This window comes from Streptomyces sp. NBC_00726 (genome assembly GCF_045161735.1).
Lineage (GTDB): Bacteria > Actinomycetota > Actinomycetes > Streptomycetales > Streptomycetaceae > Streptomyces.
In genome coordinates this window covers 1,875,901-1,902,737 of sequence record NZ_CP108983.1, presented here as the reverse complement: position 1 = coordinate 1,902,737, position 26,837 = coordinate 1,875,901, and the positions used below count along the sequence as shown (strand labels likewise).

Genomic DNA, 26,837 nt, shown 5'->3' with positions numbered 1-26,837 from the left:
CAGTCCCTCGCCATCCTCACCCCCGCGGAGTCCCCGATGAGCACTGCTGCCGCCCCCGCCCGCACCGGAGCGGTCCTCGCCGACCTGCTGCCCGCCGCCCGGCACCGCTACGCCGTGGACGCCGCCCTGGTGCTCGGCGGCGCCGCGCTCACCGGCATCGCCGCCCAGATCGCCGTGCCCGTCCCGGGCTCCCCGGTCCCGGTCACCGGCCAGACCTTCGCCGCACTCCTCGTCGGCACCGCGCTCGGCGCCCGCCGCGGCTTCCTCTCCCTCGCCGTGTACACGCTCGTCGGCATGGCGGGCATGCCGTGGTTCTCGGCCGGCAGCTCCGGCGCGGGCGGCGCCTCCTTCGGCTACGTCCTCGGCATGCTGCTCGCCGCCACCGTCGTCGGCGGCCTGGCCCGGCGCGGCGGCGACCGCTCGGTGCTGCGCACGGCCGGGACGATGGTCCTCGGCTCGGCGATCATCTACGCGGTCGGCGTGCCGTACCTGGCGCTGTCCACCGGCATGCCGGCGGGCGCCGCGATCGCCGCGGGCCTGACGCCGTTCCTGCTCGGCGACGCCCTGAAGGCGGCGCTGGCCATGGGCGCACTGCCCACCTCCTGGAAGCTCCTGGGCCGCCGGGGCTGACACCGCACGACCTCTCGGGAGGCCCGCCGGACCGCACACGGACCGGCGGGTTTCTGCGTCTGCCCGGCACCGGGCACACGCCACCCCTTCCTCCGCGCCCGGGCCCCGCACGTGCCACACTCCTCCCATGCGCGTGTACCTCGGATCCGACCATGCCGGTTACGAACTCAAGAACCACCTCGTCGAGTGGCTCAAGGCCCAGGGCCACGAGGCCGTCGACTGCGGTCCCCACATCTACGACGCCCAGGACGACTACCCGCCGTTCTGCCTCCGCGCCGCCGAGAAGACGGCCGCCGACCCGGACAGCCTCGGCATCGTGATCGGCGGCTCCGGCAACGGCGAGCAGATCGCCGCCAACAAGGTCAAGGGCGTCCGCGCCGCACTCGCCTGGAGCGAGCAGACCGCCGCGCTCGGCCGCGAGCACAACGACGCCAACGTGATCTCCATCGGCGGCCGGATGCACACGGTCGAGGAGTCCATCAAGTTCGTGGAGATCTTCCTCGCCACCCCGTACTCCGGCGAGGAGCGGCACACCCGCCGCATCGACATGCTCACGGCATACGAGAACACCGGCGAGCTCCCCCCGGTCCCGGCCCACCACCCGCAGCAGGGCTGACCCGCTCCTGTGCCGCCGGCCCCGCCCGGCGGCACAGCCATGTCCGGCCCCCCGTACCACCAGGCCCCGCACCACCAGGAGACCCGCCGCCGTGCCCGAGGGACACACGATCCACCGCCTCGCCGCGGACCACCGCGAGCGCTTCGCCGGCCGGCCGGTGCGGACGAGCAGCCCGCAGGGCAAGTTCTCCGACAGCGCCGCCCTGCTCGACGGCCAGGTCCTGGACACGGCCGACGCCCACGGCAAGCACCTCTTCCTCGGCTTCGGCGGCACCGGCTGGGTCCACATCCACCTCGGCCTGTTCGGCAAGCTGAACTTCGGTACGGTGCCGGCCCCGCCGCCCACCGACACCGTCCGGCTGCGCCTGGTCAACGACGCGCGCCACGCGGACCTGCGCGGCCCGACCACCTGCGCCCTGATCACGGACGCCGAGAAGCGCGCGATACACGACCGCCTCGGCCCCGACCCGCTGCGCACCGACGAGGACGGCGAACGCGCCTGGCAGCGGATCTCCCGCAGCCGGATCACGGTCGCCGCCCTGCTGATGGACCAGAAGGTCATCGCCGGCGTCGGCAACGTCTACCGTGCCGAGGTGCTGTTCCGGCACGGCATCGACCCGTACCGGGCGGGCAAGGACCTCACCCGGCGCGAATGGGACGCGATCTGGGCGGACCTGCGGGAGCTGATGCGCGAAGGCGTACGGAACAACCGGATCGACACCGTCCGCCCCGAGCACCTGCCCGAGGCGATGGGCCGCCCGCCCCGTGTGGACGACCACGGCGGCGAGGTCTACGTCTACCGGCGCGCCCGTCAGGGCTGCCACATCTGCGGCACCGGGATCCGCACCGCCGACCTGGCCGCCCGCAACCTCTTCTGGTGCCCCGGCTGCCAGTCCGCGTAACCGGCGGTCCTTACCCGCCGGTACGACACCGAGCGCGCCGATTTCGAACACATTGTCATGGGGTCCCCCTGCACCGGAGGCCGCCGGGTGGATAAGGTCCCCGCAATGGCCCGACGCGCAGGAGCAGAGACATACCCGGCCCGATGGCGGAAATCGGCGCACCGGGTCTACACCACGCTGCGCCGCTCCGGGGTCGACTACTTCCGCGGCGACGGCTCCGACTGGATCGCCCTGGCCGGCCTCTTCCTGGTCATCCCGGTCATCACCTGCCTCACCCTGCTCGACCCGGTCTGGTGCGCGCCCACCATGCTCGTCCTGCCGATCGTCGCGGGCGGCCTGCTGCTGCGCCCGGCCAGCCTCCTCGGCCTGTACGCGGGGGTCGCCGTCGCCCTCATCGTGGAGTCGATCCGGCTCGGCCCTTACGAGGACGGCCCGGCCGGGGTCACTCCCGGCACTGTGCTCACGGTCGCCGCCTGCGGGTTCTTCGGGCTGATCCTCGCCCAGTTCCGCGCCCGGGTCGGGGTGCCCTGGCGGCGCGGCGGCACCATGCTCTTCGACCTGCGCGAACGCATCCGCGTCCAGAGCTCGCTGCCCCGCCTCCCACAGGGCTGGCACCGCGAGATGGCGCTGAGGCCGGCCGGCGGGCAGTCCTTCTCCGGCGACTTCGTCGTCGCGGCCCGCACCCACGGCGGCCGCACCCTGGAAGCCGTCCTCACCGACGTCTCCGGCAAGGGCATGGACGCCGGCTCCCGCGCCCTGCTGCTGTCCGGAGCCTTCGGCGGGCTCCTCGGCTCACTGCCCCCGCACGGCTTCCTGCCCGCCGCCAACGGCTATCTGCTGCGCCAGGACTGGGACGAGGGCTTCGCGACCTCGATCCACCTGGTCCTCGACCTGGAGACCGGCGACTACGAACTCCTCTCGGCGGGCCACCCGCCGGCCCTCCAGCTCCACGCCGGCAGCGGCCAGTGGGAGGAGAAGGCGGCGGAGGGCCCGCTGCTCGGGGTGTACGACGGCGCCGAGTTCGACGCGGTCAAGGGCCACCTCGCCCCCGGTGACGTGCTGATGCTGTTCACCGACGGGCTGGTGGAGGCGTCCGACCGGGACATCGCGGAGGGCATCGACCGGCTCACCGGCGAGGCCGACCGCTATGTCAGCACCGGCTTCGAGGGCGCCGCCTGGCACCTCATCGAGGCGTGCGCCAAGGACGTCAACGACGACCGGGCCCTGCTGCTCCTGTCACGGAAGTCCTGAGCCGGCGCCGACCGGGTCGGGCTCGCGGAGCGCCGGTTCCGGCTTGCCCGGCAGGAAGCGCGCCAGCCAGTGCGAGCGCCCGGCCGCCAGCGGGGCCAGGACCGCGAGGACCAGTACGTAACCCGCGATGAACGGGGAGAGCCGTTCGTCGAGGCCGGCGCCCGCCGCCATCGTGGCGAGGATCAGGGCGAACTCGCCGCGCGCCACCAGGGTGGTCGAGATGTTCGCGGTGGCCTGCGGGCCGAAGCCGTACACCCGGGCGGCGGCGATTCCGGCGCACACGTTCATCGCGAGGGTGACCGCGACGGCGGCCAGCACCGGCCAGAGCACGGTGGGCAGGTCGCCCGGGTCGATGGAGAGCCCGAAGGCGAAGAAGAAGATCGCGCCGAACGCGTCGCGCAGCGGGTGCACCAGCTTGAGGATGCGCTCGCCCGACGACGTACTGCCGAGCATCAGCCCGACCATGAAGGCGCCGATCGCGTCCGCGACGCCGAACCACTCCGAGATCCCGGCCACCAGGACGGCGGCGCCGAGGAACGAGATGACCAGGAGCTCGTCGTCCTTGGTCCGGATCAGCTTGCCGACGACCCGGGTGCCGAAGCGGGCGGCCAGGGCGAGCAGCAGCAGGAAGCCGAACGCCTTGCCGCCGTCGGTCACCGCCGCGGCGAGGCTGTCGGCGCCGGACAGGATGGGCTGGAGGGCCGCCAGATACAGGGCGAGGAAGACGTCCTCCACGACGATGATGCCGAGGATGGGCCGGGTCTCCGGATTGCCGATCCGGCCGAGGTCCACCAGCACTTTGGTGACGATGGCCGAGGAGGAGATCCCGAGCACCCCGGCGAGCACCAGCGCCTCGGAGGTGCCCCAGCCGAGCGCGAAGCCGAAGCCGAGCCCGGCGCCGACGTTCAGGGCGAGATAGGTGCCCCCGGCGACGGCCATCTTGCGGCCGCCGGCCTTGAGGTCGTCCAGATGGAATTCCAGGCCCAGATAGAAGAGGAGCAGCACCAGCCCGAGCGCGGAGAGCATCTCCAGCTCGTGCGGATCGGCGACGAGGACGATGCCTGGGGTGTGTGGGCCGAGGAGGATTCCGGCCAGGATGAACAGGGGGATCGTGGGCAGTCCGATGCGGCGGCCGGCGCGGGCGAGGACCGCGGCGGCGAGGAAGGCGCCGCCCATGGCGATGAGCGTGTCTGCGTGTCCGATGAGCCTGGCCTTTCAAAGAGTCAAGAGATCGTCAAGAAATGGTCAGAGGTTAGTTTACCGAACGATTGACGTTGCAACTCTCCGATCTCGCCCACAACGCCGACCCGGCCCGCCTCGCGGTGCTGGAGCCGGCCACCCGTACCCGGCTGACCGCGAAATATGCGCGCGTACGGGAGCTGCCGGGGCTCACCGCGCCGAACCCGCCCCCGGAACGTCGGGATTCGGCCAACACCGCCCGATGGCACGACGAAGCCCGGCCGCCGGGGCCGGGCTTCGTGGGGTGCGTGAGGTGCGTGGGGCGGTCAGAGCCTGGCGGCGTCCCGGCGGAACGCCCAGTTCATGTCCGGCTCGGTCACGCAGCGCAGGACGCGCCGCACCGGCGGCGTGCACAGCAGCGTGACGGCGGTGGCGGCGACCACGGTCACGATCACCAGGCCCGCCGGACCGATCAGCCAGTCATGGGCGTCGAAGACGCCCGCGTAATCGGCGCCCTTCACCAGGAAGCCGTGCAGCAGGTAGCCGCAGATGGTGCCGGCGCCGAGCACCGTGAACCACATGTGGCGGCGTGGGACCAGCGCGAGGAACCCGGCCGTCAGCAGCGTCGCGCAGCCGAACATCGCCAGGGTCATCACCGCCCCCGACCACCACGGCGCCCCCATGTCCTGGGCGCTGGAGTCCCGCAGGAACCAGCCCAGCTGCATCCGGGGCGCCGCCCAGTACGCGAAGACCAGCGCACCGGCGAACAGCGGCAGCGCGAACAGCCGGGCCTCACGGCGGCGGACCAGCTCGAAGTGCTCGGGCTTCAGCTGGAGTCCGAGCACGAAGAACGGCAGGAACTGAAGGACGCGCGGCAGGTCGAGGTCGTCCCCGATGCTCGGCGCGAGCGAGGCGAGCACGGCGATCACCAGCGAAACGGCCAGCGGATGGCGGAGGTTGCGCCAGATCGGCGTGGTGAGCCGCCAGATGAACAGGGCGGCCAGGAACCAGGTCAGATACCAGGGTTCCAGCAGGCTGACGGCCGCGTCCGGCTGGTCGTTCGCGTACCGCCGGAACAGCGAGTACGCCGTCTCGAACACCACGTACGGCACGGCGACACCGGTGACGAGCCGCTTCACCTTGGCGGGGGTCAGGTCGAACGACCGTGAGAAGTAGCCCGAGATGAGGATGAAGGCGGGCATGTGGAACGTGTAGACGACCATGTACAGCGCCCGGGCCGTCCGGCTCCCGTCCATGACCGGAACCCACGAATGAGCCACCGCGACGAGCACGATGGCGAGGTACTTGGCGTTGTCGAAGAAGGGGTCGCGCTTCTTGGCCCCACCGCTCCCGGCAGGCCGTTCCGCCGCTGGTGAGGGAGGCTCCGGGGCCGCCGCCGGCGCAGCGTGTCTGGGCTCCGCCCCCTCGGTCACCGGGGGGAGTGTGGCCCTCTGCATCGCGTTCGGAGCGTGGAACATCTCAGGCACCCTAGACGTCTCGATTGCCATTCGTAAAACCGCCGTTGAATAGCGCGTCTTCCCTGCATATCAAATGGCAAACCACCAGAATGCGCCCGTTATGACCTGTTTAATCCCCATCAAATGGTGCAATTCATCAGGCAGTTGGCCGAAGTGAATTACCTCGCTTTCGGTGTTGAATTCACCTGTGAATGAAGTGTGTGGGTACGGAAACGATCACCGTTGCATATTTCCGGAGCCCGTGTGGCCGTGCCCTGGTCCGCGTACGGGCCCGGCCCCGGGAGCGCGGGGGGCGCAAGGGGCGCAGGATGGCGCGATATCGACAGGTCGATACGTCACCCGGCCACACCCATACGGGAGTTGGTGGCACGATGGAGGCGACGGAGGGTGCAGGGCCGCACATCTCCGGGCCGGCAAGGCGGACCGACCGAGGGTGTGAGCAGTCGTGGCCATTTCGCTGTCTGTGGTGCTTCTGTTGGGGATCGTCCTGGTCGTCATGATCCGGAGCGGTTCCATAAAGGCGGGCCCCGCGATCGTCGCGGCGCTCTTCGGCTTCTTCCTGGCGCCGACCGGCATGGGGCCGTCGATCAACCGCTTCATGCACTCGATCATCGACTCGGTGGGCCAGATCAACTTCTGAGCCGCCGGATGACGCCGCCCCGATGAGCGGCCCGGACACGACGCGAAGGGCCCGGTCCAGTGGACCGGGCCCTTCGGCGGTTGGAGCGGGCGACGGGAATCGAACCCGCGTAGCTAGTTTGGAAGACTAGGGCTCTACCATTGAGCTACGCCCGCGAGCACGGCACCGCAGGTCACGCGGACCGCGGCACGAAAAGCATCGTAGCGGGTCCCGGGCGCTGCCCGCACACCCTTGACGACCCCGCCCCGGCCGGCCCCGCCGAAAGCGGCCGGCGTGGTGCCTTACTGCATGTACCCTACGTGTCGCACCGACGGGGTGTGGCGCAGCTTGGTAGCGCGTCCGCTTTGGGAGCGGAAGGTCGTCGGTTCGAATCCGGCCACCCCGACCACTGGCAAGATCGCGTGGAGCAAGATCGCGTTACGGGAGTCCTCCCCCTTGCCGTTACTATGCAAAATGCGTGCCCGTGTGTCTGATGTACCGGGCTCGGTCCGCGAAGCCGCCCCCCGTGCGGCGGAGCAGAACCCCAAGAAGTCAGCCACCAAGGAGACCGAACCGTGAAGAGCGCCGTGGAGACCCTGAACCCGACCCGGGTTCGGCTCAGCATCGAGGTGCCCTTCGAGGAGCTCAAGGACAGCCTCGACGCGGCGTACAAGAAGATCAACCAGCAGGTCACGGTGAAGGGGTTCCGCAAGGGCAAGATCCCCAGCCGGGTCATCGACCAGCGGTTCGGCCGTGGCGCTGTGCTGGAGGAGGCCGTCAACGACGCGCTCCCGAAGTTCTACACCGAGGCCGTCAACGAGGGTGAGCTGAACGTCCTCGGCCAGCCCGAGGTCGACATCACGGAGCTGAAGGACGGCGAGCTGCTGGCCTTCACCGCCGAGGTGGACGTACGCCCCGAGATCGAGATCCCGGACTACTCCGGCATCGAGGTCACCGTCGACGCCATCGAGGTCACCGACGAGGAGGTCGAGAAGGCCGTCGAGCAGCTGCGCGGCCGCTTCGCCTCCACCAACCCGGTCGAGCGCGCCGCCGCCGACGGCGACGTCGTCACGATCGACCTGGAGGCCAAGGTCGACGGCGAGGTGCTGGAGGACGGCGTGGCCGAGGGTGTCTCGTACACCATCGGTTCCGGTGAGCTCCTCGAAGGCATCGACGAGGCCGTGACCGGTCTGGAGGCCGGTGGCGAGGCCACCTTCACCTCGCAGCTGAAGGGCGGCTCCGCCGAGGGCAAGGACGCCGAGGTCACCGTCAAGGTCAGCGCCGTCGCCGCCCGCGAGCTCCCCGAGCTGGACGACGACTTCGCCCAGATGGCCAGCGAGTTCGACACGCTGGAGGAGCTGAAGGCCGACAGCCGCAAGCGCCTTGAGAACACCAAGCAGTACGACCAGGCCACCCAGGCCCAGGAGCGCGTCCTCGAAGAGCTGCTGAAGCTCGCCGAGGTCCCGATCCCGGAGAAGCTGCTCGCGGACGAGGTCCAGACCCGCAAGCACAACCTGGAGCACCACCAGCTCGGTCAGATGGGTCTCACCCTCGACAAGTACCTGGAGATGCAGGGCAAGACCGCCGAGGAGTTCGAGGCCGAGACCTCCGAGCAGGCCGTCAAGGGCATCAAGACCCAGTTCATCCTGGACGAGCTCGTCAACAAGGAGAAGCTGAACGTCAACCAGGAGGAGCTCACCGAGCACCTCATGCGGCGTGCCGCCTCCTCCGGCATGAGCCCGGACCAGTTCGCCCAGGCCGTCGTCGAGGGCGGCCAGGTGCCGATGCTCGTCGGCGAGGTCGCCCGCGGCAAGGCGCTCGCCGTCGTGGTCGAGGCCGCCAAGGTCGTGGACACCAACGGCGAGGCCGTCGAGCTTGAGGACGACGAGGAGACCACGGAGGCCGTTGAGGCCACCGAGGCCGCCGCCGAGGAGAAGACCGAGGGCTGACCCTCGCGCTGACCCCGTACGACGGGCTCCGGACGCCACCGCGTCCGGAGCCCGTCGTCGTACCGGCGGACGTTTCGCCACAACCCTTGTGCCAACTGCGGACCTTGCGCTCCCAGCGAACAGTCGCGGAAGCGGGATGGCGTTGTTCCACCTGCGCGTTAGGGTCCATGAAGAGGAAGGGTCGGGTAGTCCCGGCCCACCCGGTACGAAGACGCTGAGACGGCCGGAGCCGTCAGAGACGAGCAGGTGGATACGTGACGAATCTGATGCCCTACGCCGCCGGAGAGCCGTCCCTCGGTGGTGGCCTCGGTGACCAGGTCTACAGCCGGCTGCTCGGCGAGCGCATCATCTTCCTCGGCCAGCAGGTGGACGATGACATCGCCAACAAGATCACCGCGCAGCTGCTCCTTCTCGCGGCCGAGCCCGAGAAGGACATCTACCTCTACATCAACAGCCCCGGCGGTTCGGTGACGGCCGGCATGGCGGTCTACGACACCATGCAGTACATCCCGAACGACGTCGTCACCATCGGCATGGGCATGGCGGCCTCGATGGGCCAGTTCCTGCTCACCGGCGGCACCGCCGGCAAGCGCTTCGCGCTCCCGAACACCGACATCCTCATGCACCAGGGATCGGCCGGCATCGGCGGTACGGCCTCGGACATCAAGATCCAGGCCCAGTACCTGCTGCGCACCAAGCAGCGCATGGCGGAGATCACCGCCCGCCACTCCGGCCAGACCGTGGAGACGATCATCCGCGACGGCGACCGCGACCGCTGGTACACCGCGGAGGAGGCCAAGGAGTACGGCCTCATTGACGAGATCATCTCGATCGCGTCGGGCGTTCCGGGCGGCGGCGGCACCGGCGCCTGATCCGGACCCCCGGACAGCGACGTACCGCCCCGCGCATCTCTCGTACGCCGAGACACCCAGCCACAGAACGCCACCAGGATGGTGAACACCCACATGAACAACTTCCCCGGCGCCTCCGCGAGCGGCCTCTACACGGGCCCGCAGGTGGACAACCGCTACATCGTGCCGCGCTTCGTGGAGCGCACCTCGCAGGGCGTGCGCGAGTACGACCCATACGCGAAGCTCTTCGAGGAGCGCGTGATCTTCCTCGGCGTGCAGATCGACGACGCGTCCGCCAACGACGTCATGGCGCAGCTGCTGTGCCTGGAGTCGATGGACCCGGACCGGGACATCTCCATCTACATCAACAGCCCCGGCGGCTCGTTCACCGCGCTCACCGCGATCTACGACACGATGCAGTTCGTGAAGCCGGACATCCAGACGGTCTGCATGGGCCAGGCGGCCTCCGCCGCCGCGGTCCTGCTCGCCGCCGGCACCCCGGGCAAGCGCATGGCCCTGCCGAACGCCCGCGTCCTGATCCACCAGCCGTCCTCGCAGACCGGCCGCGAGCAGCTCTCCGACCTGGAGATCGCCGCCAACGAGATCCTGCGCATGCGGACCCAGCTGGAGGAGCTGCTGGCCAAGCACTCGACCACGCCGATCGAGAAGATCCGCGACGACATCGAGCGCGACAAGATCCTCACCGCCGAGGACTCCCTGGCCTACGGCCTGGTCGACCAGATCGTGTCGACCCGCAAGAGCGCGGCCGGCGCGCTCGCCTGACCTGCGCCCGGGGCGCGTTTCGAAAGTCCCGCCTGCCTGGCGGCGTCTGGCACGCACGCTCGCGGCGTTGCCGAGAAGCCCTAGTAGCTCCTTCCCCAAGCTCTTGACGAGCAGGGGAGGCCCCATCCGAGGACTTCCCGGCGCCTTGCGATCGCACGCACCAGACGCCGCCAGGCCCGCCCTCCGGGCGGACGGCGCTACTTTCGAAACACGCCCCGGCCCCTTGGCACGGTTGCGGCACCCGGCTCCGGCCGTGTGAACCGTGCCAAGGGGGGCCCGAATGGGGGGCCGGGCAAGGTACCGTCGGATAGAGGCACAGGAGCCGCTGAACCAGGCGTCTCCCAGGCGAAGGGGAAGCACCTCGTGGCACGCATCGGTGATGGCGGCGACCTGCTCAAGTGCTCGTTCTGCGGAAAGAGCCAGAAGCAGGTGAAGAAGCTCATCGCGGGTCCCGGTGTGTACATCTGCGACGAGTGCATCGATCTCTGCAACGAGATCATCGAGGAGGAGCTCGCCGAGACGAGCGAGGTCCGCTGGGAAGAGCTTCCCAAGCCCCGCGAGATCTACGAGTTCCTCGAGGGGTACGTCGTCGGGCAGGAGCCCGCGAAGAAGGCCCTCTCGGTCGCTGTGTACAACCACTACAAGCGGGTCCAGGCCGGCGAGAACGGCGGCGGGGCGGGCCGCGAGGACGCGATCGAGCTCGCCAAGTCCAACATCCTGCTGCTGGGCCCCACCGGCTCCGGCAAGACGCTGCTCGCGCAGACGCTGGCCCGCATGCTCAACGTCCCGTTCGCCATCGCCGACGCGACGGCGCTGACGGAGGCCGGCTATGTCGGCGAGGACGTCGAGAACATCCTGCTGAAGCTGATCCAGGCCGCCGACTACGACGTCAAGAAGGCCGAGACCGGGATCATCTACATCGACGAGATCGACAAGGTCGCCCGCAAGAGCGAGAACCCGTCGATCACCCGTGACGTCTCCGGCGAGGGCGTCCAGCAGGCCCTGCTGAAGATCCTGGAGGGCACCACCGCCTCCGTGCCGCCGCAGGGCGGCCGCAAGCACCCGCACCAGGAGTTCATCCAGATCGACACGACGAACGTGCTGTTCATCGTGGGCGGCGCGTTCTCCGGCCTGGAGAAGATCATCGAGTCCCGGGCCGGCGCCAAGGGCATCGGCTTCGGCGCCACGATCCGCTCCAAGCGGGAGATCCAGGCCAGCGACCAGTTTCAGGAGGTCATGCCGGAGGACCTGGTGAAGTTCGGGATGATCCCCGAGTTCATCGGCCGCCTCCCCGTCCTGACCTCGGTCCACAACCTGGACCGCGAGGCCCTGCTCCAGATCCTCATCGAGCCGCGCAACGCCCTGGTCAAGCAGTACCAGCGCCTCTTCGAACTCGACGGCGTGGAGCTGGACTTCGAGCGCGAGGCGCTGGAGGCCATCGCCGACCAGGCGATCCTCCGCCAGACCGGCGCGCGCGGCCTGCGCGCGATCATGGAGGAGGTCCTCCAGTCGGTGATGTACGAGGTCCCGTCCCGCAAGGACGTCGCCCGCGTGGTCATCACCGCCGACGTGGTCCGCAACAACGTCAACCCGACCCTGGTCCCGCGCGAGCCGCGCACCATCGGCAAGGGCGACGAGGGCCGCCACGAGAAGTCCGCGTAGCGCGGTGCGGTAGTCGTACGCACGCGAAGGGGCGCCCAGCGACTGGGCGCCCCTTCGGCGTTGCGGGTCAGATCTTGGTGCGGGAGGCGTTGTAGAGCTTGGCGGCGAGGTCGGCCACCTCGTCGGTCGGCATGCTCTTGTTGGTCATGGCCGCGCCGAGGTCGACGGCGATGACGATGCCGACCGTGCTGTAGTCGGTCCAGATGCACACCGGGGTGAGGATCTCCTTGGGCCCGTTCTGCACGGTCCCGTCTGCCTTCTTGTTGACGGTCTTGAAGGTCTGGCACTTCATCAGCGCCCCTTCGAAGTCCTTCGGACTGGCGGCCTCGGGCGAGCCGACGAGCGAGACCTCGGTGTCGTCGTCGCCCTCGTCCTTGACCATCGCCTCCTTGGCGCTGGCGAAGGCGGCGTCCAGCGTCTTCGCCGGGTCCTCGACCTCGCCCCACACGCCCTTGAGCATGAGCATCTTCGACGTGAGCGGGTTCTTCTCGATGTCCCCGCTGCCGTAGACGGCGCTGGCCTCGACGGGCGACTTGACGCCCATCGCCTCGGTCTCGGTCTTGTCCTTGCCGGTCAGCGGCCCGGTCTTGTTGTCGGAGTCGGTCTTGTCCTGCTTGTACTCGCCCACAGACTCCGGCGGCACCAGCTTGTAGCCCTTGGTGGAGGCCGCGACGGAGGTGCTGCCGCCGTCCGAGGTGAAGTAGTAGACGCCGCCCGCGACGACCGCCAGCGCCACGACCGCCGCCGCCACGATCAGGCCCGACTTCTTCTTCTGCGGGGCCGGCGGGGGGAAGCCCGGCTGCTGGCCGTAGACCTGCTGGCCGCCGTACGGGGGAGTGGGCGGCTGCTGGCCGTACGGACCCGGCTGCTGCGCCTGCGGGTAGCCGTAACCCGGCTGGGGCGGGACGCCCTGGGGGGCCTGCTGCGGGTAGCCGTAGCCGGGCTGGCCCTGCGGCGGCTGACCGCCGTACGGGCCCGGCTGCTGGCCGTACGGTCCGGGCTGGCCCTGCGGCGGCTGGCCACCGTACGGCCCCGGCTGGTTGTAGCTCATCTGCGGTGTCCCCTGTTCGTGATATTTACGCGTTGCGAACATCCTGACGGAAGGCCCGCGCGCGCGGACCACCGGGAGGCACACCGTTACGGAACAAACCGGTTTCAGTGCATGACTGTGACGGCTCTAAACTGTCCGCGTGACCGAGAATCCAGCGCAGCAGCCAGCCAGCAACCCCGAACTGCCGACCCAGTACACGCCGGCCGAGGTAGAGGGGAAGCTGTACGAGCGCTGGGTGGAGCGCGGGTACTTCGAGGCGGACGCGAAGAGCGACAAGCCGCCGTTCACGATCGTCATCCCGCCGCCGAACGTCACCGGTGCCCTGCATCTGGGGCACGCCTTCCAGGTCACGCTCATGGACGCCCTCACGCGCCGCAAGCGCATGCAGGGCTACGAGACGCTGTGGCTGCCCGGCATGGACCACGCCGGCATCGCCACGCAGAACAAGGTCGAGCAGCAGCTCGCCGAGGAGGGCAAGTCCCGGCACGACGTCGGCCGTGAGGCATTCGTCGCCAAGACCTGGCAGTGGAAGGAGGAGTACGGCGGCCGGATCCTCGGCCAGCTGCGACGCCTCGGTGCCGGTCTGGACTGGTCGCGTGAGCGCTTCACCATGGACGAGGGCCTGTCCGAGGCCGTCCAGACGATCTTCAAGAACCTCTACGACGACGGCCTGATCTACCGCGCCGAGCGCATCATCAACTGGTGCCCGCGCTGTCTGACCGCGATCTCCGACATCGAGGTCGACTACCAGGACGACGACGGCGAGCTGGTCTCGCTGAAGTACGGCGAGGGTGACGAGACCGTCGTCGTCGCCACCACCCGCGTCGAGACGATGCTCGGCGACACCGCCGTCGCCGTCCACCCCGACGACGCGCGCTACGCCCATCTCATCGGCAAGCGGATCAAGCTGCCGCTGACCGACCGGACCATCCCGGTCGTCGCCGACGCCCACGTCGACCCGGAGTTCGGCACCGGCGCGGTCAAGGTCACCCCGGCCCACGACCCGAACGACTTCGCCATCGGGCAGCGGCACGGGCTCGAAATGCTCACGATCATGGACGAGCGGGCCATCATCACCGTGCCCGGCCCGTTCCAGGGACTCGACCGCTTCGAGGCCCGGTCCGCCATCGTCGAGGCAATGCGCGACCAGGGACGCGTCGTCGCCGAGAAGCGCCCGTACACGCACGCCGTCGGTCACTGCTCGCGCTGCAAGACGACCGTCGAACCCCGGCTCTCCCTTCAGTGGTGGGTCAAGGTCGAGACGCTGGCCAAGGCTGCCGGCGACGCGGTCCGCGACGGCCGGGTCGTGCTCCACCCCAAGGAGATGGAGAAGCGGTACTTCGACTGGGTCGACAACCTCAACGACTGGTGCATCTCGCGCCAGTTGTGGTGGGGCCATCGCATTCCGGTCTGGTACGGCCCCGAGGGCCAGGTCGTCTGTGTCGGTCCCGGCGAGGAGCCCCCGAGCGGCGAGGGCTGGACCCAGGACGAGGACGTCCTCGACACCTGGTTCTCCTCCGGCCTGTGGCCCTTCTCCACACTGGGCTGGCCCGAAGAGACCCCGGACCTGGCGAAGTTCTACTCGACCGACGTCCTGCTCACCGGCCACGACATCATCTTCTTCTGGGTCGTCCGGATGATGATGTTCGGCCTGTACGCCATGGACGGCGAGGTTCCGTTCAAGACGGTCGCGCTGACCGGCCTGGTGCGCGACGAGTTCGGCAAGAAGATGTCGAAGTCCAACCCCAACGCCGTCGACCCGATCGACTGGATGGACGCGTACGGCTCCGACGCCGTCCGCTTCACGCTGGCCAACGGCGCCAACCCGGGCGCGGACGTCCCGATCGGCGAGGACTGGGTCAAGGCGTCCCGTAACTTCGCCAACAAGATCTGGAACGCGACCCGCTTCGCGCTCATGAACGGCGCCACCGTCCAGGGCGAACTGCCGTCCGCCGACGAGATGTCGGCGGCCGACCGGTGGATTCTGTCGCGCCTCAACAAGGTCGTCGCCCAGGCCGACGCGTACTACGACGACTACCAGTTCGCCAAGCTGGCCGACGTCCTCTACCACTTCGCGTGGGACGAGGTCTTCGACTGGTACGTCGAGCTGTCGAAGACGACGTTCTTCGCGGGCGGCGACGGGGCCCGGGTCTCCGCGCGGGTCCTCGGCGAAGTCCTCGACAAGCTGCTGCGCCTGCTGCACCCCGTCGTCCCCTTCGTCACCGAGACCCTCTGGACCGCGCTCACCGGCCGCGAGTCCGTCGTCATCGCCGACTGGCCGAAGGACTCGGGCTTCCGCGACGACGCCGCCGAGCGGGAGATCGAGCTCGTCCAGCAGGTCGTCACCGAGGTCCGCCGCTTCCGCTCCGACCAGGGCCTCCAGCCCGGCCAGAAGGTCCCGGCCGAGCTGACCCTGACCGGCACCCCGCTCGCCCCGCACGAGACGGCCATGCGGCAGCTGCTGAGGCTCCAGCCGGCCGGGGACGGCTTCCACGCCACCGCCTCGCTGCCCGTCGCCGGGGCGACCGTCGCGCTGGACCTGTCCGGCACGATCGACGTGGCCGCCGAGCGCAAGCGGCTGACGAAGGACCTGGCCGCGGCCGAGAAGGAGAAGGCCCAGGCGCACGGCAAGCTGAACAACGAGGCGTTCCTCGCCAAGGCCCCGGACAACGTGGTCGACAAGATCCGCGGCCGGCTCACCAAGGCCGAGGCCGACATCGAGCGGATCAGCGGCCAGCTGGCGGCCCTGCCGCAGAGCTGACCGGCCACCGGACCGCCCCGGAGCCCCCGCACCCTCGTCCGAGGGGCGCGGGGGCTCCGCCGTGACCGGGCCGTGTCCGGCCTCCGGGCGGCTGTGCGCGATGTCCGAGGCCATCCGTAGACTGGGGCCCGTGAGTGAGCCCCGCCCCGACCGGCCCGACGCGTCCGACCCCGACGACACCTTCGCGGAGATCGTGGACGAAGCGACCCAGCGCGACCCCGACCTGGCGGTGATCGAGGCCGGCAGCCGCACGCTGCGCGCCGCCTCGGGGCCGCCCCGCGCCGAGGAGCTGCCCGCCCGCCCCGCCGACCCCGAGGTCGACAAGGCGCTGCGCGCGGTGGAGCAGGAGCTCGCCGGCCGCTGGGGCGAGACCAAGCTGGAGCCGTCCGTCACGCGCATCGCCGCCCTGATGGACGTGCTCGGCGAGCCGCAGCGCGCGTACCCCTCGATCCACATCACCGGCACCAACGGCAAGACGAGCACCGCCCGCATGATCGAGGCCCTGCTCGGCGCCTTCGACCTGCGCACCGGGCGCTACACCTCGCCGCACGTCCAGTCGATCACCGAGCGGATCAGCCTGGACGGCGCCCCGGTGGACCCGGAGCGGTTCATCTCCACGTACGAGGACATCAAGCCGTACGTCGAGATGGTCGACGCCCAGCAGCCCTACCGGCTGTCCTTCTTCGAGGTGCTGACCGGCATGGCGTACGCGGCCTTCGCCGACGCGCCGGTCGACGTCGCCGTGGTCGAGGTCGGCATGGGCGGCACCTGGGACGCGACCAACGTCATCGACGCCTCGGTCGCCGTCGTCACCCCCATCTCGCTGGACCACACCGACCGGCTGGGCTCCACGCCGGGCGAGATCGCGACCGAGAAGTCCGGGATCATCAAGCAGGGCGCCACGGTCATCCTGGCCCAGCAGCCCGTCGACGCCGCCCAGGTCATGCTGAAGAAGGCCGTCGGGGTCGACGCCACCGTGGCCCGCGAGGGCATGGAGTTCGGCGTGGTCTCCCGGGAGATCGCGGTCGGCGGCCAGCTGCTGACGCTGCGCGGCCTCGGCGGCGAATACGACAATGTCTTCCTGCCGCTGTACGGCGCCCACCAGGCGCACAACGCGGTGGTGGCGCTCTGCGCGGTCGAGGCGTTCTTCGGCGTCGGCGCCGAGCAGCCCGGCGCGCTGGACGCCGACATCGTGCGCGCCGCGTTCGCCTCGGTGATCTCGCCCGGCCGCCTCGAAGTCGTCCGCTCCAGCCCCACCGTCGTCCTGGACGCCGCGCACAACCCGGCGGGCGCCCGCGCCACCGCCGACGGCCTGTCCGAGGCGTTCGGCTTCTCCCGGCTGATCGGGGTGGTCGGCGCCAGCGGCGACAAGGACGTGCGGGGGCTCCTGGAAGCCTTCGAGCCGATCTTCGCCGAGGTCGTCGTCACCCAGAATTCCACCGAGCGCGCCATGGACGCCGACGCCCTCGCGGCCGTCGCCGTCGAGGTCTTCGGCCACGACCGGGTGCAGGTCGAACCCCGCCTCGACGACGCGCTGGAGGCGGCGATCACCCTCGCCGAGGAAGAGGACGAGTACGCGGGCGCCGGCGTCCTGGTGACCGGCTCCGTGATCACGGTCGGCGAGGCCCGGCTGCTCCTGGGAAGGCGCTGACCATGCGCATGCTCTGTGCGTCCACACTGATCGGCGAGTTCTTCGTGATCGGGTTCGCCGGACTCGTCGCGATGAAGTCGGACGACCTGACGAACGCCACGGTCTGGACGGTGTGCGGCATCGGGATGCTCCTCTCCGTGCTGCTCTGCGGCATGCTCACCCGCCCGGGCGGCGTCCAGCTCGGCTGGGCCCTCCAGGTCGCGCTGGTCGCGAGCGGCTTCGTGATCCCGGTGATGTTCATCCTGGGCGTCGCCTTCGGCGCGCTGTGGTGGGCCTCGGTGCACTACGGCCGCCGCATCGACGAGGTGAAGGCCCGCTGGGCCGCCCAGGCCGAGGCGGACACGGCCTGACCCTCGCCCACCACGGCAAACCCGGCGGCGGGCCCGTCGCCGGGCCCCTGTAATGTCGCCTCACCGCACCCGTATGCCTGCAAGGAGCCGCACATGACCCAGCGCACCCTCGTTCTTCTCAAGCCCGACGCCGTCCGTCGCGGTCTGGTCGGCGAGATCGTCGGCCGCATCGAGCGCAAGGCCGGCTGGAAGATCACGGCGCTGGAGCTGCGTACCCTGGACCGCGCCACGCTGGAGCAGCACTACGCCGAGCACGTGGGCCGCCCCTTCTACGAGCCGCTGGTCGAATTCATGCAGTCGGGTCCGATCGTCGCCCTGGTGGCCGAGGGCGAGCGGATCATCGAGGGCGTCCGCGCCCTGGCCGGGCCCACCGACCCGATCGCCGCCGCGCCCGGCTCGATCCGCGGTGACTTCGGCACGATCACCCGGGAGAACCTCATCCACGCCTCGGACTCCGAGGAGTCCGCGGAGCGGGAAATGAAGCTGTTCTTCCCCGGACTTTCCTGAACCGGGATCAGCCGAACAGCGCTCGCCACCTGGGGCGACCGAATTAATTCGGTCGCCCTTCGGCATAGGGTGTCCGATCGCGGGAACGCATCCCCCCGACGTAACGTCACCATGAGTGGAACGGCCACCCGTTCTGCCCAGCAAGGCGGCGTACCCTCGCGCTGTGCCGGCACATCCGGCACTACGATGGAACCTTCCACGCTTGCAGCGCCCATCCTGCCTACCAAAACAAGCCATTACCGCTTTCACTTGGGAAGGCCCGACGCATCCTCATGGGGAACAAGGGGAACTCAATGTCGTTCATCGGCCGTGACATGGCTATCGACCTCGGGACTGCCAACACGCTGGTGTACGTCAGGGGGCGCGGCATCGTTCTGAACGAGCCGTCCGTCGTGGCCATCAACACCAACACCGGCGGAATTCTGGCGGTCGGCGCCGAGGCCAAGAAGATGATCGGCCGTACGCCCGGCAACATCGTCGCCGTACGGCCCCTGAAGGACGGCGTCATCGCCGACTTCGAGATCACGGAGCGGATGCTCCGCTACTTCATCCTGAAGATCCACAAGCGCCGCTACCTGGCCCGCCCCCGGGTCGTGGTCTGCGTGCCCTCCGGCATCACCGGGGTCGAGCGACGCGCCGTGATCGAGGCGTCGACGCAGGCCGGCGCCCGCCAGGTGCACATCATCGAGGAGCCCATGGCGGCGGCCATCGGCTCGGGCCTCCCGGTCCACGAGGCCACCGGCAACATGGTGGTCGACATCGGCGGCGGCACCACCGAGGTCGCGGTGATCTCGCTCGGCGGGATCGTCACCGCCCAGTCCATCCGGGTCGCCGGGGACGAGCTGGACAACGCGATCATCCAGCACATCAAGAAGGAGTACTCGCTCCTCCTCGGGGAACGCACCGCCGAACAGATCAAGATCACCATCGGCTCGGCGTACGACCTGGAGAAGGACGAGCACACCGAGATCCGCGGCCGCGACCTGGTCTCGGGCCTGCCCAAGACCGTCGTCATCTCGGCCGGCGAGGTCCGCAAGGCCATCGAGGAGCCGGTCAACGCGATCGTGGACGCGGTCAAGACGACGCTCGACAAGTGCCCGCCGGAGCTGTCCGGCGACGTCATGGACCGCGGCATCGTCCTCACCGGCGGCGGCGCCCTGCTGCGCGGCCTGGACGAGCGGCTGCGCAACGAGACGGGCATGCCGATCCACATCGCCGAGGACCCGCTGGACTCGGTGGCGCTCGGCTCCGGCAAGTGCGTCGAGGAGTTCGAGGCGCTCCAGCAGGTCCTGGACGCCCAGCCCCGACGCTAGCAACCCCACGGCCCTCCGCGCGGACGCTGCCGCTCCGTGCGGGGGACCGCGTGACATACAGGCACGATCATTCCTACGAGGAAGGCACGGCCGCCGCACTGTGAGGGACACACGAGAGAGCCGGCTGCTCCTGGTGCTGCTGATCGCCATCGCGTTCGCGTTGATCACGGTGGACATCCGCGGCGGTGAGGCGTCACCGGTGGACGGCGCCCGGCAGGCCGCCGCCACGGTCTTCGGACCCGTGGAGAACGGCGTGGCGTCGGCGGTCGACCCGGTGGGCAACGCCATAGGGGCGGTCCGCGCCTCCGGCGCCCGGCACGACAAGATCGCCGCGCTGGAGAAGCAGAACGCCGAGCTGAAGGCCAAGCTCGGCAGCGACGACCGCAACCGCAGCCGGGTCCGCCAGCTGGACGCGATGCTGAAGAAGTCGGCCACCGGCCAGTACGGCATCGCGGCCGCCGAGGTCATCGCCATAGGAGCGGCCCAGGGCTTCTCCTGGACGGTCACCATCGACGCGGGCTCCCGGGACGGCGTCAAGCGCGACATGACCGTCATCAACGGGGACGGGCTGGTCGGCCGCGTCACCACCGTCGGCCCGGACACCGCGACGGTGCTCCTCGCCAACGACCCCGACTTCACCGTCGGCACCCGGATGGAGTCCACCGACGAGCTCGGCTTCGCCACCGGCCAGGGCTCCCGCCCGCTGTCCGTGCAGTTCCTGAACGGCAAGGCCAAGGTGAAGAAGGGCGACCGGCTCGTCACCTTCGGCTCCAGCAAGGACAAGCCGTTCGTGCCCGGCGTCCCGGTCGGCGAGGTCGTCCGCGTCGACCCCTCGGGCGGCGGCCTCACCCGGACCGTCTACGTCCGCCCGTACGTCTCCTTCACCAAGCTGGACATCGTCGGCATCGTCGTCCAGGCCCCGCGCGAGGACCCCCGCGACTCGGTCCTGCCGAAGAAGCCGAAGGCACCCGCCAAGCCGAAGCCCACCCCGACCGTCACCGTCACCATCTCGCCCAACGGCGACATCGTGGACACCGAGGGCAACGTGGTCGGCAACATCCACGAGAGCCCCACCCCGGACCCCAGCGGCAACGCCACTCCGAACGCCGACAACGCGGTCAACGAACAGAGGTAGAGCTGATCCCCATGCACGTCAACCGGACCCTGCTCTCCATCGTTCTGGTCGTCTTCGCCCTCGTCGTCCAGGTCTCCGTACTCGCCCGCCTCCAGCTCCCCGGCGCCGTGCCCGACCTGCTGCTCATGGTCGTCCTCGGCCTGGCCTTCGTGTACGGGCACGTCAGCGGCGCCCTCATCGGCTTCGGCGCCGGCCTCCTCGCCGACCTGGCACCCCCGGCCGACCACGCCGCCGGACGCTACGCCCTGGTCCTCTGCGTCATCGGCTACCTCGCGGGCCTGGCCCGCCCGGAGAACGGCCAGCTGAAGTCCGCGTTCCTGCCGATGGCCGTGGTCGTCGCGGCGGCGATCGGCTCGACCCTGCTGTACGCGGGCGTCGGCGCCCTCGTCGGCGACACCGCTGCCCGGCACGTGGGCCTCGGCAACCTGCTGTTCACCGCCGCGGTGTACGACCTCCTCCTGGCGCCGTTCACTGTGCCGCTGATCATGGCGCTCGCCAGACGCACCGTGAACGACCCCGTCACCGAGTCCTCATCGGGGCGCGGCGACGTGGCGGCCGGCTGGCTGGCGGCCGGGACCGGGCTGCGGATCGGCAGCCAGCGCGGCGGACTGCGCGTGAAGGCGGCCCGCAACCGGGCGGCACGCGCCGGACGGATCAAGGGAGTCAAGCGACTGTGACGCAGCATTCCGCCGGGCCCCGCCCCCGGACCACCACCGGGGGCGCCCCGTGAGCAACATCCCCGAGACGGGCCGCACCCAGCGCGTCCAGATCCGGCTGATCGTCATCCAGGTCCTGGTGTTCTCGCTGCTCCTCACCCTCGGCGGCCGCCTCTGGTACCTCCAGATCCGCAACGGCCAGGAGTATTCGGACGAGGCGAAGAACAACCACGTACAGCAGGTCGTCCAGCCCGCCGCCCGCGGCTCCATCCTCGACGCGCGCGGCATTCCGCTCGCCGACAACGAGACCCGCCTCGTGGTCTCCGCCAGCCGCACCGAGCTGCTGAAGATGGACGACGACGGCAAGGCCGTGCTGACCCGGCTCGCCGGCGTACTCGACATGAAGCCGCAGGATGTCTTCGACAAGGTCCGGCTCTGCGACGCCAAGACCCCGCAGCCCTGCTGGAACGGGTCGCCCTACCAGCCGATCCCGGTCACCGACGAGGCCACCACCCAGCAGGCCCTGACGATCCGCGAGCGCGCCGAGGACTTCCCGGGCATCACCGCGGAACCCACCGCCGTCCGCCGCTACCCGGCGCCCGGCAAGGCCAACACCGCCCAGGTCCTCGGCTACCTCTCGCCCGTCACGGACGAGGAGATCACCAAGGCCCAGGACAGCGAGTCGCCGTATCTGCGCTCCGACATGGTCGGCCGCTCCGGCCTGGAGCGTACGTACGACAAGGAGCTGCGCGGCAAGGCGGGCGTCACCCGCTACGAGGTCGACAATCTGGGCCGGGTCATCGGCCAGGCCAAGAACGACAAGGCGGAGGCCGGCGCCAGCGTCGTCACCTCGATCGACGCCCGCGTCCAGGGCGTCGCGGAGTACGAGCTCAACGAGGCCATGAAGGCGGCCCGCAAGGAGTTCGACCACAACACCGGCGAGAACTACAAGGCCGACTCCGGAGCGGTCGTCGTCATGGAGGCCAAGACCGGACGCGTCGTCGCCATGGCGTCCCTGCCCAACTACGACCCCAACTCCTGGGTCGGCGGCATCTCCGCCAAGGACTACGCCAAGCTCACCGGCAAGAACAGCAACTTCCCGCTGCTGAACCGGGCCATCCAGGGCCAGGCCGCCCCCGGCTCGATCTTCAAGGTCATCTCCTCGACCGCCGCGGTCAACGCCGGATACCCCTTCGACGGCCACTACCCCTGCCCCAGCTCGTACTCCATCGGCGGGCAGACCTTCACCAACTACGAGTCCCAGGGCTACGGCGACATCACCATCGGCCGCGCCCTGGAGGTCTCCTGCGACACCGTCTACTACGGCATCGCGCACAAGGAGTGGCTGAAGGACGGCGGCAACAACCCGAAGAAGCACCCCAACGACTGGTTCTACAAGACCGCCCACCAGTTCGGCCTGGGCAAGGAGACCGGCATCGACCTCCCCAACGAGGTCACCGGCCGCGTCCCCGACCGCCAGTGGAAGAAGGACTTCGCCAAGGCCAACCACGACGCCTGGTGCAAGCAGGGCAAGAAGGACGGCACGTACGTCGAGAAGATCGCCTACGAGAACTGCCTCGAAGGCGACAGGATGCGCGCCGGTGACTCCGTCAACTACTCCATCGGCCAGGGTGACACCCTCGTCACGCCGATCCAGATGGCCACCATCTACGCGGCCATCTCCAACGGCGGCACGCTCTACGACCCCACCGTCGGCAAGGCGATCGTCAGCGCCGACGGCAAGACCGTCCAGACGATCGAGCCCAAGTCGCACGGCAAGCTGCCCTTCACCAAGAAGACGCGCAACCAGATAGACGAAGCCCTCGCGGGTGTCGCGACCCGCGGTTCGGCCGCCTGGCGATTCGGCGGCTGGCCGCAGGACAAGATCCCGATGCACGCCAAGACGGGTACCGCCGAGGTCTACGGCAAGCAGACGACCTCCTGGTTCGCCACGTACACCAAGGACTACTCGATCGTCATGACGATCTCCCAGGGCGGTACGGGTTCCGGCGCGTCCGGGCCCGCCGTCCGCAACATCTACAACGCGCTCTACGGGCTCGACGCCACCGGCGAGCAGGACCTCAAGAAGGCCCTCCTGCCGACGCCGCAGAAGGGGCTGCCGAAGATCCAGACGGACGGCACCATCGACGCCCCGACGATCAAGCCGTACGACCCCGCTTCGGAGAAGCCCGCCGCCGAGCAGACGCTCGCCGCGGTGCTGGGGAGGCGTGACTGATGGCCGGATTCTCCGTCCCGCGCTACGGCCCCGAGCGGTCCGGCTGGGGCCGGCTCCTGGCCCGCGACTCCGTCGTGCGCCGGCTCGACTGGCCGCTCCTCGGCTCGGCGGTCGCGCTCTCCTTCATCGGCTCGATGCTGGTCTGGTCGGCGACCCGGGGACGCGACTCGCTGACCCACGGCGACCCGTACTACTTCCTGTTCCGGCACGCGCTCAACACCGGCATCGGCATGGCGCTGATGATCGGCACGATCTGGCTCGGCCACCGCACGCTGCGCGGCGCGGTGCCCGTCCTGTACGGCCTGTCCGTGCTCCTCGTGCTGGCGGTCCTCACCCCGCTGGGCGCCACCGTCAACGGCGCGCACGCCTGGATCCTGCTGCCCGGCGGCTTCTCCCTCCAGCCCTCCGAGTTCACCAAGATCACCATCATCCTGGGCATGGCGATGATCCTCGCCGCCCGGGTGGACGCCGGCGACCAGATCCACCCCGACCACCGGAGCGTCGCCAAGGCCCTCGGCCTCGCGGCGCTCCCCATGATCATCGTCATGGGCATGCCGGACCTCGGTTCCGTGATGGTCATGGTCGTCATCGTGCTCGGCGTGCTGCTGGCCTCCGGCGCGTCCAACCGCTGGGTCTTCGGACTCCTCGGCGCGGGCGCGGCCGGGGCGGTCGCCGTCTGGCAGCTCGGACTGCTGGACGACTACCAGATCGCCCGCTTCGCCGCCTTCGCCAACCCGGCGCTCGACCCGGCCGGCGTCGGCTACAACACCAACCAGGCGCGCATCGCGATCGGCTCCGGCGGCCTGCACGGCACCGGCCTCTTCCAGGGCACCCAGACCACCGGCCAGTTCGTCCCCGAGCAGCAGACCGACTTCGTCTTCACGGTCGCCGGCGAGGAGCTGGGCTTCCTCGGCGCCGGGCTCATCCTGGTGCTGCTCGGCGTCGTCCTGTGGCGCGCCTGCCGCATCGCCCGCGAGACCACCGAGCTGTACGGCACGGTCGTCGCCGCCGGGATCATCGCCTGGTTCGCCTTCCAGTCCTTCGAGAACATCGGCATGACGCTCGGCATCATGCCGGTCGCCGGGCTCCCACTGCCGTTCGTCTCCTACGGCGGCTCCTCGATGTTCGCCGTCTGGGTGGCCATCGGCCTGCTCCAGTCGATCCGGGTGCAACGGCCGATAACGGCCTGAGCGGTCACGCCCGGCGTGGGGCCCGAACCGATGTCCGGCGGGCACGGGGAGGCTGAGCAGCGAGGTACGCTGGATGGTCACCCCTGCCGGCTCTCGAAAGTTCGCGATGTCTGTCGATTCGGTCTTCCCACAGCTCGAAGCTCTGCTCCCGCATGTGCAGAAGCCCATCCAGTACGTCGGCGGTGAGCTGAACTCCACCGTCAAGCCGTGGGACGAGTGCGACGTCCGCTGGGCGCTGATGTACCCGGACGCGTACGAGGTCGGGCTGCCCAACCAGGGCGTCATGATCCTGTACGAGGTACTCAACGAGCGCCGGGGCGTCCTCGCCGAGCGCACCTACAGCGTCTGGCCGGACCTCGAAGCGCTGATGCGCGAGCACCAGGTGCCGCAGTTCACCGTGGACAGCCACCGCCCGGTCAAGGCGTTCGACGTCTTCGGGCTCAGCTTCTCCACCGAGCTGGGCTACACCAACATGCTCACCGCCCTGGACCTGGCCGGCATCCCGCTGGCCGCCGAGGACCGGGATATCGACGACCCGATCGTGCTCGCCGGCGGCCACGCCGCGTTCAACCCGGAGCCGATCGCGGACTTCATCGACTGCGCGGTCATCGGCGACGGCGAGCAGGCGGTCCTGGAGATCACCGAGATCATCCGCGCCTGGAAGGCCGAGGGCCGCCCCGGCGGCCGCGAGGAGGTGCTGTTCCGCCTCGCGCGGACCGGCGGCGTGTACGTCCCCGGCTTCTACGACGTGGAGTACCTCCCGGACGGCCGCATCGGCCGCGTCGTACCGAACAGGTCGGGCGTGCCGTGGCGGGTGTCCAAACACACCGTCATGGACCTGGACGAGTGGCCCTACCCCAAGCAGCCCCTGGTCCCGCTCGCCGAGACCGTCCACGAGCGGATGTCCGTGGAGATCTTCCGCGGCTGCACCCGCGGCTGCCGTTTCTGCCAGGCCGGCATGATCACGCGCCCCGTGCGGGAGCGAAGCATCACCGGCATCGGCGAGATGGTGGAGAAGGGCCTCAAGGCGACCGGCTTCGAGGAGGTCGGCCTGCTCTCGCTGTCCTCCGCCGACCACACCGAGATCGGTGAGATCGCCAAGGGCCTCGCGGACCGCTACACCGAGGACAAGGTCGGCCTCTCGCTGCCCTCCACCCGCGTCGACGCGTTCAACGTGGACCTGGCCAACGAGCTGACCCGCAACGGCCGCCGCTCCGGTCTCACCTTCGCCCCCGAGGGCGGCTCCGAGCGCATGCGCAAGGTCATCAACAAGATGGTCTCGGAGGAGGACCTGATCCGCACGGTCGCCACCGCCTACGGCAACGGCTGGCGCCAGGTGAAGCTGTACTTCATGTGCGGGCTGCCCACCGAGACCGACGAGGACGTCCTCCAGATCGGCGACATGGCGGTCAACGTCATCGCCAAGGGCCGCGAGGTCTCCGGCCAGAACGACATCCGCTGCACGGTCTCCATCGGCGGCTTCGTGCCCAAGCCGCACACCCCGTTCCAGTGGGCGCCGCAGCTCAGCGCCGAGGAGACGGACGCCCGCCTCGGCAAGCTCCGGGACAAGATCCGCGGCGACAAGAAGTACGGCCGCTCGATCGGCTTCCGCTACCACGACGGCAAGCCCGGCATCGTGGAGGGCCTGCTCTCGCGCGGCGACCGCCGGGTCGGCTCCGTCATCCGCGAGGTCTACGAGGCCGGCGGCCGGTTCGACGGCTGGCGCGAGTACTTCAGCTACGACCTGTGGATGAAGAGCGCCGAGGCCACCCTGCCGGAGTACGGCGTGGACGTCGACTGGTACACCACCCGCGAGCGGACCTACGAGGAGGTCCTGCCCTGGGACCACCTGGACTCGGGCCTGGACAAGGACTGGCTCTGGGAGGACTGGCAGGACTCGCTGGACGAGACCGAGGTCGAGGACTGCCGCTGGACCCCGTGCTTCGACTGCGGGGTGTGCCCCCAGATGGACACCAGCATCCAGATCGGCCCGACCGGCAAGAAGCTCCTGCCGCTGACGGTCGTGAAGTGAGCCGCGAAGTGATCGCGGACGTGTGACAGCTCGGTG

At 69.7% G+C, this 26,837-nt stretch carries 22 protein-coding genes, 2 tRNA genes and 1 pseudogene; 21 read left to right on the top strand and 4 right to left on the bottom strand.

Features of this window, described 5'->3' with window-relative positions:
- Positions 1-36 precede the first annotated feature (36 nt).
- The 4 genes from OG338_RS08530 to OG338_RS08515 all read left to right on the top strand — a co-directional run bounded on the left by OG338_RS08530 (position 37) and on the right by OG338_RS08515 (position 3,398).
- Positions 37-630, top strand: coding sequence for a biotin transporter BioY (locus OG338_RS08530; RefSeq protein ID WP_405936732.1), 594 nt, complete (start codon positions 37-39; stop codon positions 628-630).
- A gap of 127 nt (positions 631-757) precedes the next feature.
- A complete protein-coding gene (locus tag OG338_RS08525; protein ID WP_405936731.1) occupies positions 758-1,246 on the top strand; it encodes a ribose-5-phosphate isomerase in 489 nt (162 codons plus the stop codon).
- A gap of 91 nt (positions 1,247-1,337) precedes the next feature.
- A complete protein-coding gene (locus tag OG338_RS08520; protein ID WP_405936730.1) occupies positions 1,338-2,147 on the top strand; it encodes an Fpg/Nei family DNA glycosylase in 810 nt (269 codons plus the stop codon).
- A 105-nt stretch (positions 2,148-2,252) separates the two neighbouring features.
- The gene (locus tag OG338_RS08515) at positions 2,253-3,398 is read left to right on the top strand and encodes a PP2C family protein-serine/threonine phosphatase (protein ID WP_405936729.1); all 1,146 of its coding nucleotides are present in this window, start codon (positions 2,253-2,255) and stop codon (positions 3,396-3,398) included.
- On the opposite strand, the gene OG338_RS08510 is transcribed toward OG338_RS08515, so the two are convergent.
- A complete protein-coding gene (locus OG338_RS08510; protein ID WP_405936728.1) occupies positions 3,384-4,574 on the bottom strand; it encodes a cation:proton antiporter in 1,191 nt (396 codons plus the stop codon). The genes OG338_RS08515 and OG338_RS08510 overlap by 15 nt on opposite strands.
- A gap of 107 nt (positions 4,575-4,681) precedes the next feature.
- On the opposite strand from OG338_RS08510, the pseudogene OG338_RS08505 reads away from it, so the two are divergent.
- A pseudogene (locus OG338_RS08505) lies at positions 4,682-4,831 on the top strand (phosphohydrolase); the annotation flags it as partial.
- A gap of 72 nt (positions 4,832-4,903) precedes the next feature.
- Here OG338_RS08505 and OG338_RS08500 read toward each other — a convergent pair.
- The gene (locus tag OG338_RS08500) at positions 4,904-6,055 is read right to left on the bottom strand and encodes an acyltransferase family protein (RefSeq protein ID WP_405936727.1); all 1,152 of its coding nucleotides are present in this window, start codon (positions 6,053-6,055) and stop codon (positions 4,904-4,906) included.
- A 445-nt stretch (positions 6,056-6,500) separates the two neighbouring features.
- On the opposite strand from OG338_RS08500, the gene OG338_RS08495 reads away from it, so the two are divergent.
- A complete protein-coding gene (locus OG338_RS08495; protein WP_018103181.1) occupies positions 6,501-6,695 on the top strand; it encodes a hypothetical protein in 195 nt (64 codons plus the stop codon).
- A gap of 81 nt (positions 6,696-6,776) precedes the next feature.
- Here OG338_RS08495 and OG338_RS08490 read toward each other — a convergent pair.
- Positions 6,777-6,850: transfer RNA gene (locus OG338_RS08490), tRNA-Gly, on the bottom strand.
- Positions 6,851-7,006: 156 nt separating this feature from the next.
- Here OG338_RS08490 and OG338_RS08485 point away from each other — a divergent pair.
- The 5 genes from OG338_RS08485 to clpX all read left to right on the top strand — a co-directional run bounded on the left by OG338_RS08485 (position 7,007) and on the right by clpX (position 11,919).
- A tRNA-Pro gene (locus OG338_RS08485) sits at positions 7,007-7,083 on the top strand.
- Positions 7,084-7,249: 166 nt separating this feature from the next.
- Positions 7,250-8,623, top strand: a complete 1,374-nt coding sequence (gene tig, locus OG338_RS08480) for a trigger factor (protein ID WP_405936726.1) — start codon at positions 7,250-7,252, stop codon at positions 8,621-8,623.
- 266 nt (positions 8,624-8,889) lie between these two features.
- Positions 8,890-9,495, top strand: a complete 606-nt coding sequence (locus tag OG338_RS08475) for an ATP-dependent Clp protease proteolytic subunit (RefSeq protein ID WP_203601903.1) — start codon at positions 8,890-8,892, stop codon at positions 9,493-9,495.
- A 78-nt stretch (positions 9,496-9,573) separates the two neighbouring features.
- Positions 9,574-10,257 carry an ATP-dependent Clp protease proteolytic subunit gene (locus OG338_RS08470; protein ID WP_018518168.1) on the top strand — a complete coding sequence of 228 codons (684 nt, stop codon included), beginning with the start codon at positions 9,574-9,576 and terminating at the stop codon, positions 10,255-10,257.
- A gap of 363 nt (positions 10,258-10,620) precedes the next feature.
- Positions 10,621-11,919, top strand: coding sequence for an ATP-dependent Clp protease ATP-binding subunit ClpX (gene clpX, locus OG338_RS08465; protein ID WP_405936725.1), 1,299 nt, complete (start codon positions 10,621-10,623; stop codon positions 11,917-11,919).
- A gap of 67 nt (positions 11,920-11,986) precedes the next feature.
- On the opposite strand, the gene OG338_RS08460 is transcribed toward clpX, so the two are convergent.
- Positions 11,987-12,970 (bottom strand): hypothetical protein, encoded by a 984-nt coding sequence (locus OG338_RS08460; protein WP_405936724.1) that lies wholly within the window; start codon positions 12,968-12,970, stop codon positions 11,987-11,989.
- 139 nt (positions 12,971-13,109) lie between these two features.
- Here OG338_RS08460 and OG338_RS08455 point away from each other — a divergent pair, with 139 nt between their 5' ends.
- The 10 genes from OG338_RS08455 to OG338_RS08410 all read left to right on the top strand — a co-directional run bounded on the left by OG338_RS08455 (position 13,110) and on the right by OG338_RS08410 (position 26,801).
- Positions 13,110-15,731 carry a valine--tRNA ligase gene (locus OG338_RS08455; RefSeq protein WP_405936723.1) on the top strand — a complete coding sequence of 874 codons (2,622 nt, stop codon included), beginning with the start codon at positions 13,110-13,112 and terminating at the stop codon, positions 15,729-15,731.
- A gap of 130 nt (positions 15,732-15,861) precedes the next feature.
- Positions 15,862-17,382, top strand: coding sequence for a bifunctional tetrahydrofolate synthase/dihydrofolate synthase (folC, locus tag OG338_RS08450; protein WP_405936722.1), 1,521 nt, complete (start codon positions 15,862-15,864; stop codon positions 17,380-17,382).
- A gap of 2 nt (positions 17,383-17,384) precedes the next feature.
- On the top strand, positions 17,385-17,732 hold the full coding sequence (locus tag OG338_RS08445; protein ID WP_405936721.1) for a DUF4233 domain-containing protein: 348 nt from the start codon (positions 17,385-17,387) through the stop codon (positions 17,730-17,732).
- Positions 17,733-17,825: 93 nt separating this feature from the next.
- Positions 17,826-18,239 (top strand): nucleoside-diphosphate kinase, encoded by a 414-nt coding sequence (gene ndk / locus OG338_RS08440; protein WP_359142651.1) that lies wholly within the window; start codon positions 17,826-17,828, stop codon positions 18,237-18,239.
- A 293-nt stretch (positions 18,240-18,532) separates the two neighbouring features.
- Positions 18,533-19,552, top strand: coding sequence for a rod shape-determining protein (locus OG338_RS08435; protein WP_018103191.1), 1,020 nt, complete (start codon positions 18,533-18,535; stop codon positions 19,550-19,552).
- Between the two features lie 100 nt (positions 19,553-19,652).
- Positions 19,653-20,687, top strand: coding sequence for a rod shape-determining protein MreC (gene mreC / locus OG338_RS08430; RefSeq protein WP_405936720.1), 1,035 nt, complete (start codon positions 19,653-19,655; stop codon positions 20,685-20,687).
- Between the two features lie 11 nt (positions 20,688-20,698).
- Entirely contained in the window at positions 20,699-21,364 is a 666-nt protein-coding gene (mreD, locus tag OG338_RS08425) for a rod shape-determining protein MreD (RefSeq protein WP_405936719.1), read from the top strand.
- A gap of 49 nt (positions 21,365-21,413) precedes the next feature.
- A complete protein-coding gene (gene mrdA / locus OG338_RS08420; RefSeq protein ID WP_405936718.1) occupies positions 21,414-23,579 on the top strand; it encodes a penicillin-binding protein 2 in 2,166 nt (721 codons plus the stop codon).
- A complete protein-coding gene (rodA, locus tag OG338_RS08415; protein ID WP_405936717.1) occupies positions 23,579-24,769 on the top strand; it encodes a rod shape-determining protein RodA in 1,191 nt (396 codons plus the stop codon). The genes mrdA and rodA overlap by 1 nt, the downstream gene beginning before the upstream one ends.
- 106 nt (positions 24,770-24,875) lie before the next feature.
- Positions 24,876-26,801 (top strand): TIGR03960 family B12-binding radical SAM protein, encoded by a 1,926-nt coding sequence (locus tag OG338_RS08410; protein WP_405936716.1) that lies wholly within the window; start codon positions 24,876-24,878, stop codon positions 26,799-26,801.
- Positions 26,802-26,837 lie beyond the last annotated feature (36 nt).

Excerpts from the sequence above, each read along its gene's own strand:
- mreD (WP_405936719.1), top strand. The coding sequence starts at position 20,699 with ATGCACGTCAACCGGACCCTGCTCTCCATCGTTCTGGTCGTCTTCGCC.
- OG338_RS08500 (WP_405936727.1), bottom strand. The coding sequence starts at position 6,055 with ATGTTCCACGCTCCGAACGCGATGCAGAGGGCCACACTCCCCCCGGTG.
- OG338_RS08470 (WP_018518168.1), top strand. The coding sequence starts at position 9,574 with ATGGTGAACACCCACATGAACAACTTCCCCGGCGCCTCCGCGAGCGGC.
- OG338_RS08460 (WP_405936724.1), bottom strand. The coding sequence starts at position 12,970 with ATGAGCTACAACCAGCCGGGGCCGTACGGTGGCCAGCCGCCGCAGGGC.
- OG338_RS08510 (WP_405936728.1), bottom strand. The coding sequence starts at position 4,574 with ATGGGCGGCGCCTTCCTCGCCGCCGCGGTCCTCGCCCGCGCCGGCCGC.
- OG338_RS08525 (WP_405936731.1), top strand. The coding sequence starts at position 758 with ATGCGCGTGTACCTCGGATCCGACCATGCCGGTTACGAACTCAAGAAC.
- OG338_RS08410 (WP_405936716.1), top strand. The coding sequence starts at position 24,876 with ATGTCTGTCGATTCGGTCTTCCCACAGCTCGAAGCTCTGCTCCCGCAT.
- OG338_RS08530 (WP_405936732.1), top strand. The coding sequence starts at position 37 with ATGAGCACTGCTGCCGCCCCCGCCCGCACCGGAGCGGTCCTCGCCGAC.
- ndk (WP_359142651.1), top strand. The coding sequence starts at position 17,826 with ATGACCCAGCGCACCCTCGTTCTTCTCAAGCCCGACGCCGTCCGTCGC.
- rodA (WP_405936717.1), top strand. The coding sequence starts at position 23,579 with ATGGCCGGATTCTCCGTCCCGCGCTACGGCCCCGAGCGGTCCGGCTGG.
- OG338_RS08475 (WP_203601903.1), top strand. The coding sequence starts at position 8,890 with ATGCCCTACGCCGCCGGAGAGCCGTCCCTCGGTGGTGGCCTCGGTGAC.
- OG338_RS08515 (WP_405936729.1), top strand. The coding sequence starts at position 2,253 with ATGGCCCGACGCGCAGGAGCAGAGACATACCCGGCCCGATGGCGGAAA.
- OG338_RS08435 (WP_018103191.1), top strand. The coding sequence starts at position 18,533 with ATGTCGTTCATCGGCCGTGACATGGCTATCGACCTCGGGACTGCCAAC.
- OG338_RS08445 (WP_405936721.1), top strand. The coding sequence starts at position 17,385 with ATGCGCATGCTCTGTGCGTCCACACTGATCGGCGAGTTCTTCGTGATC.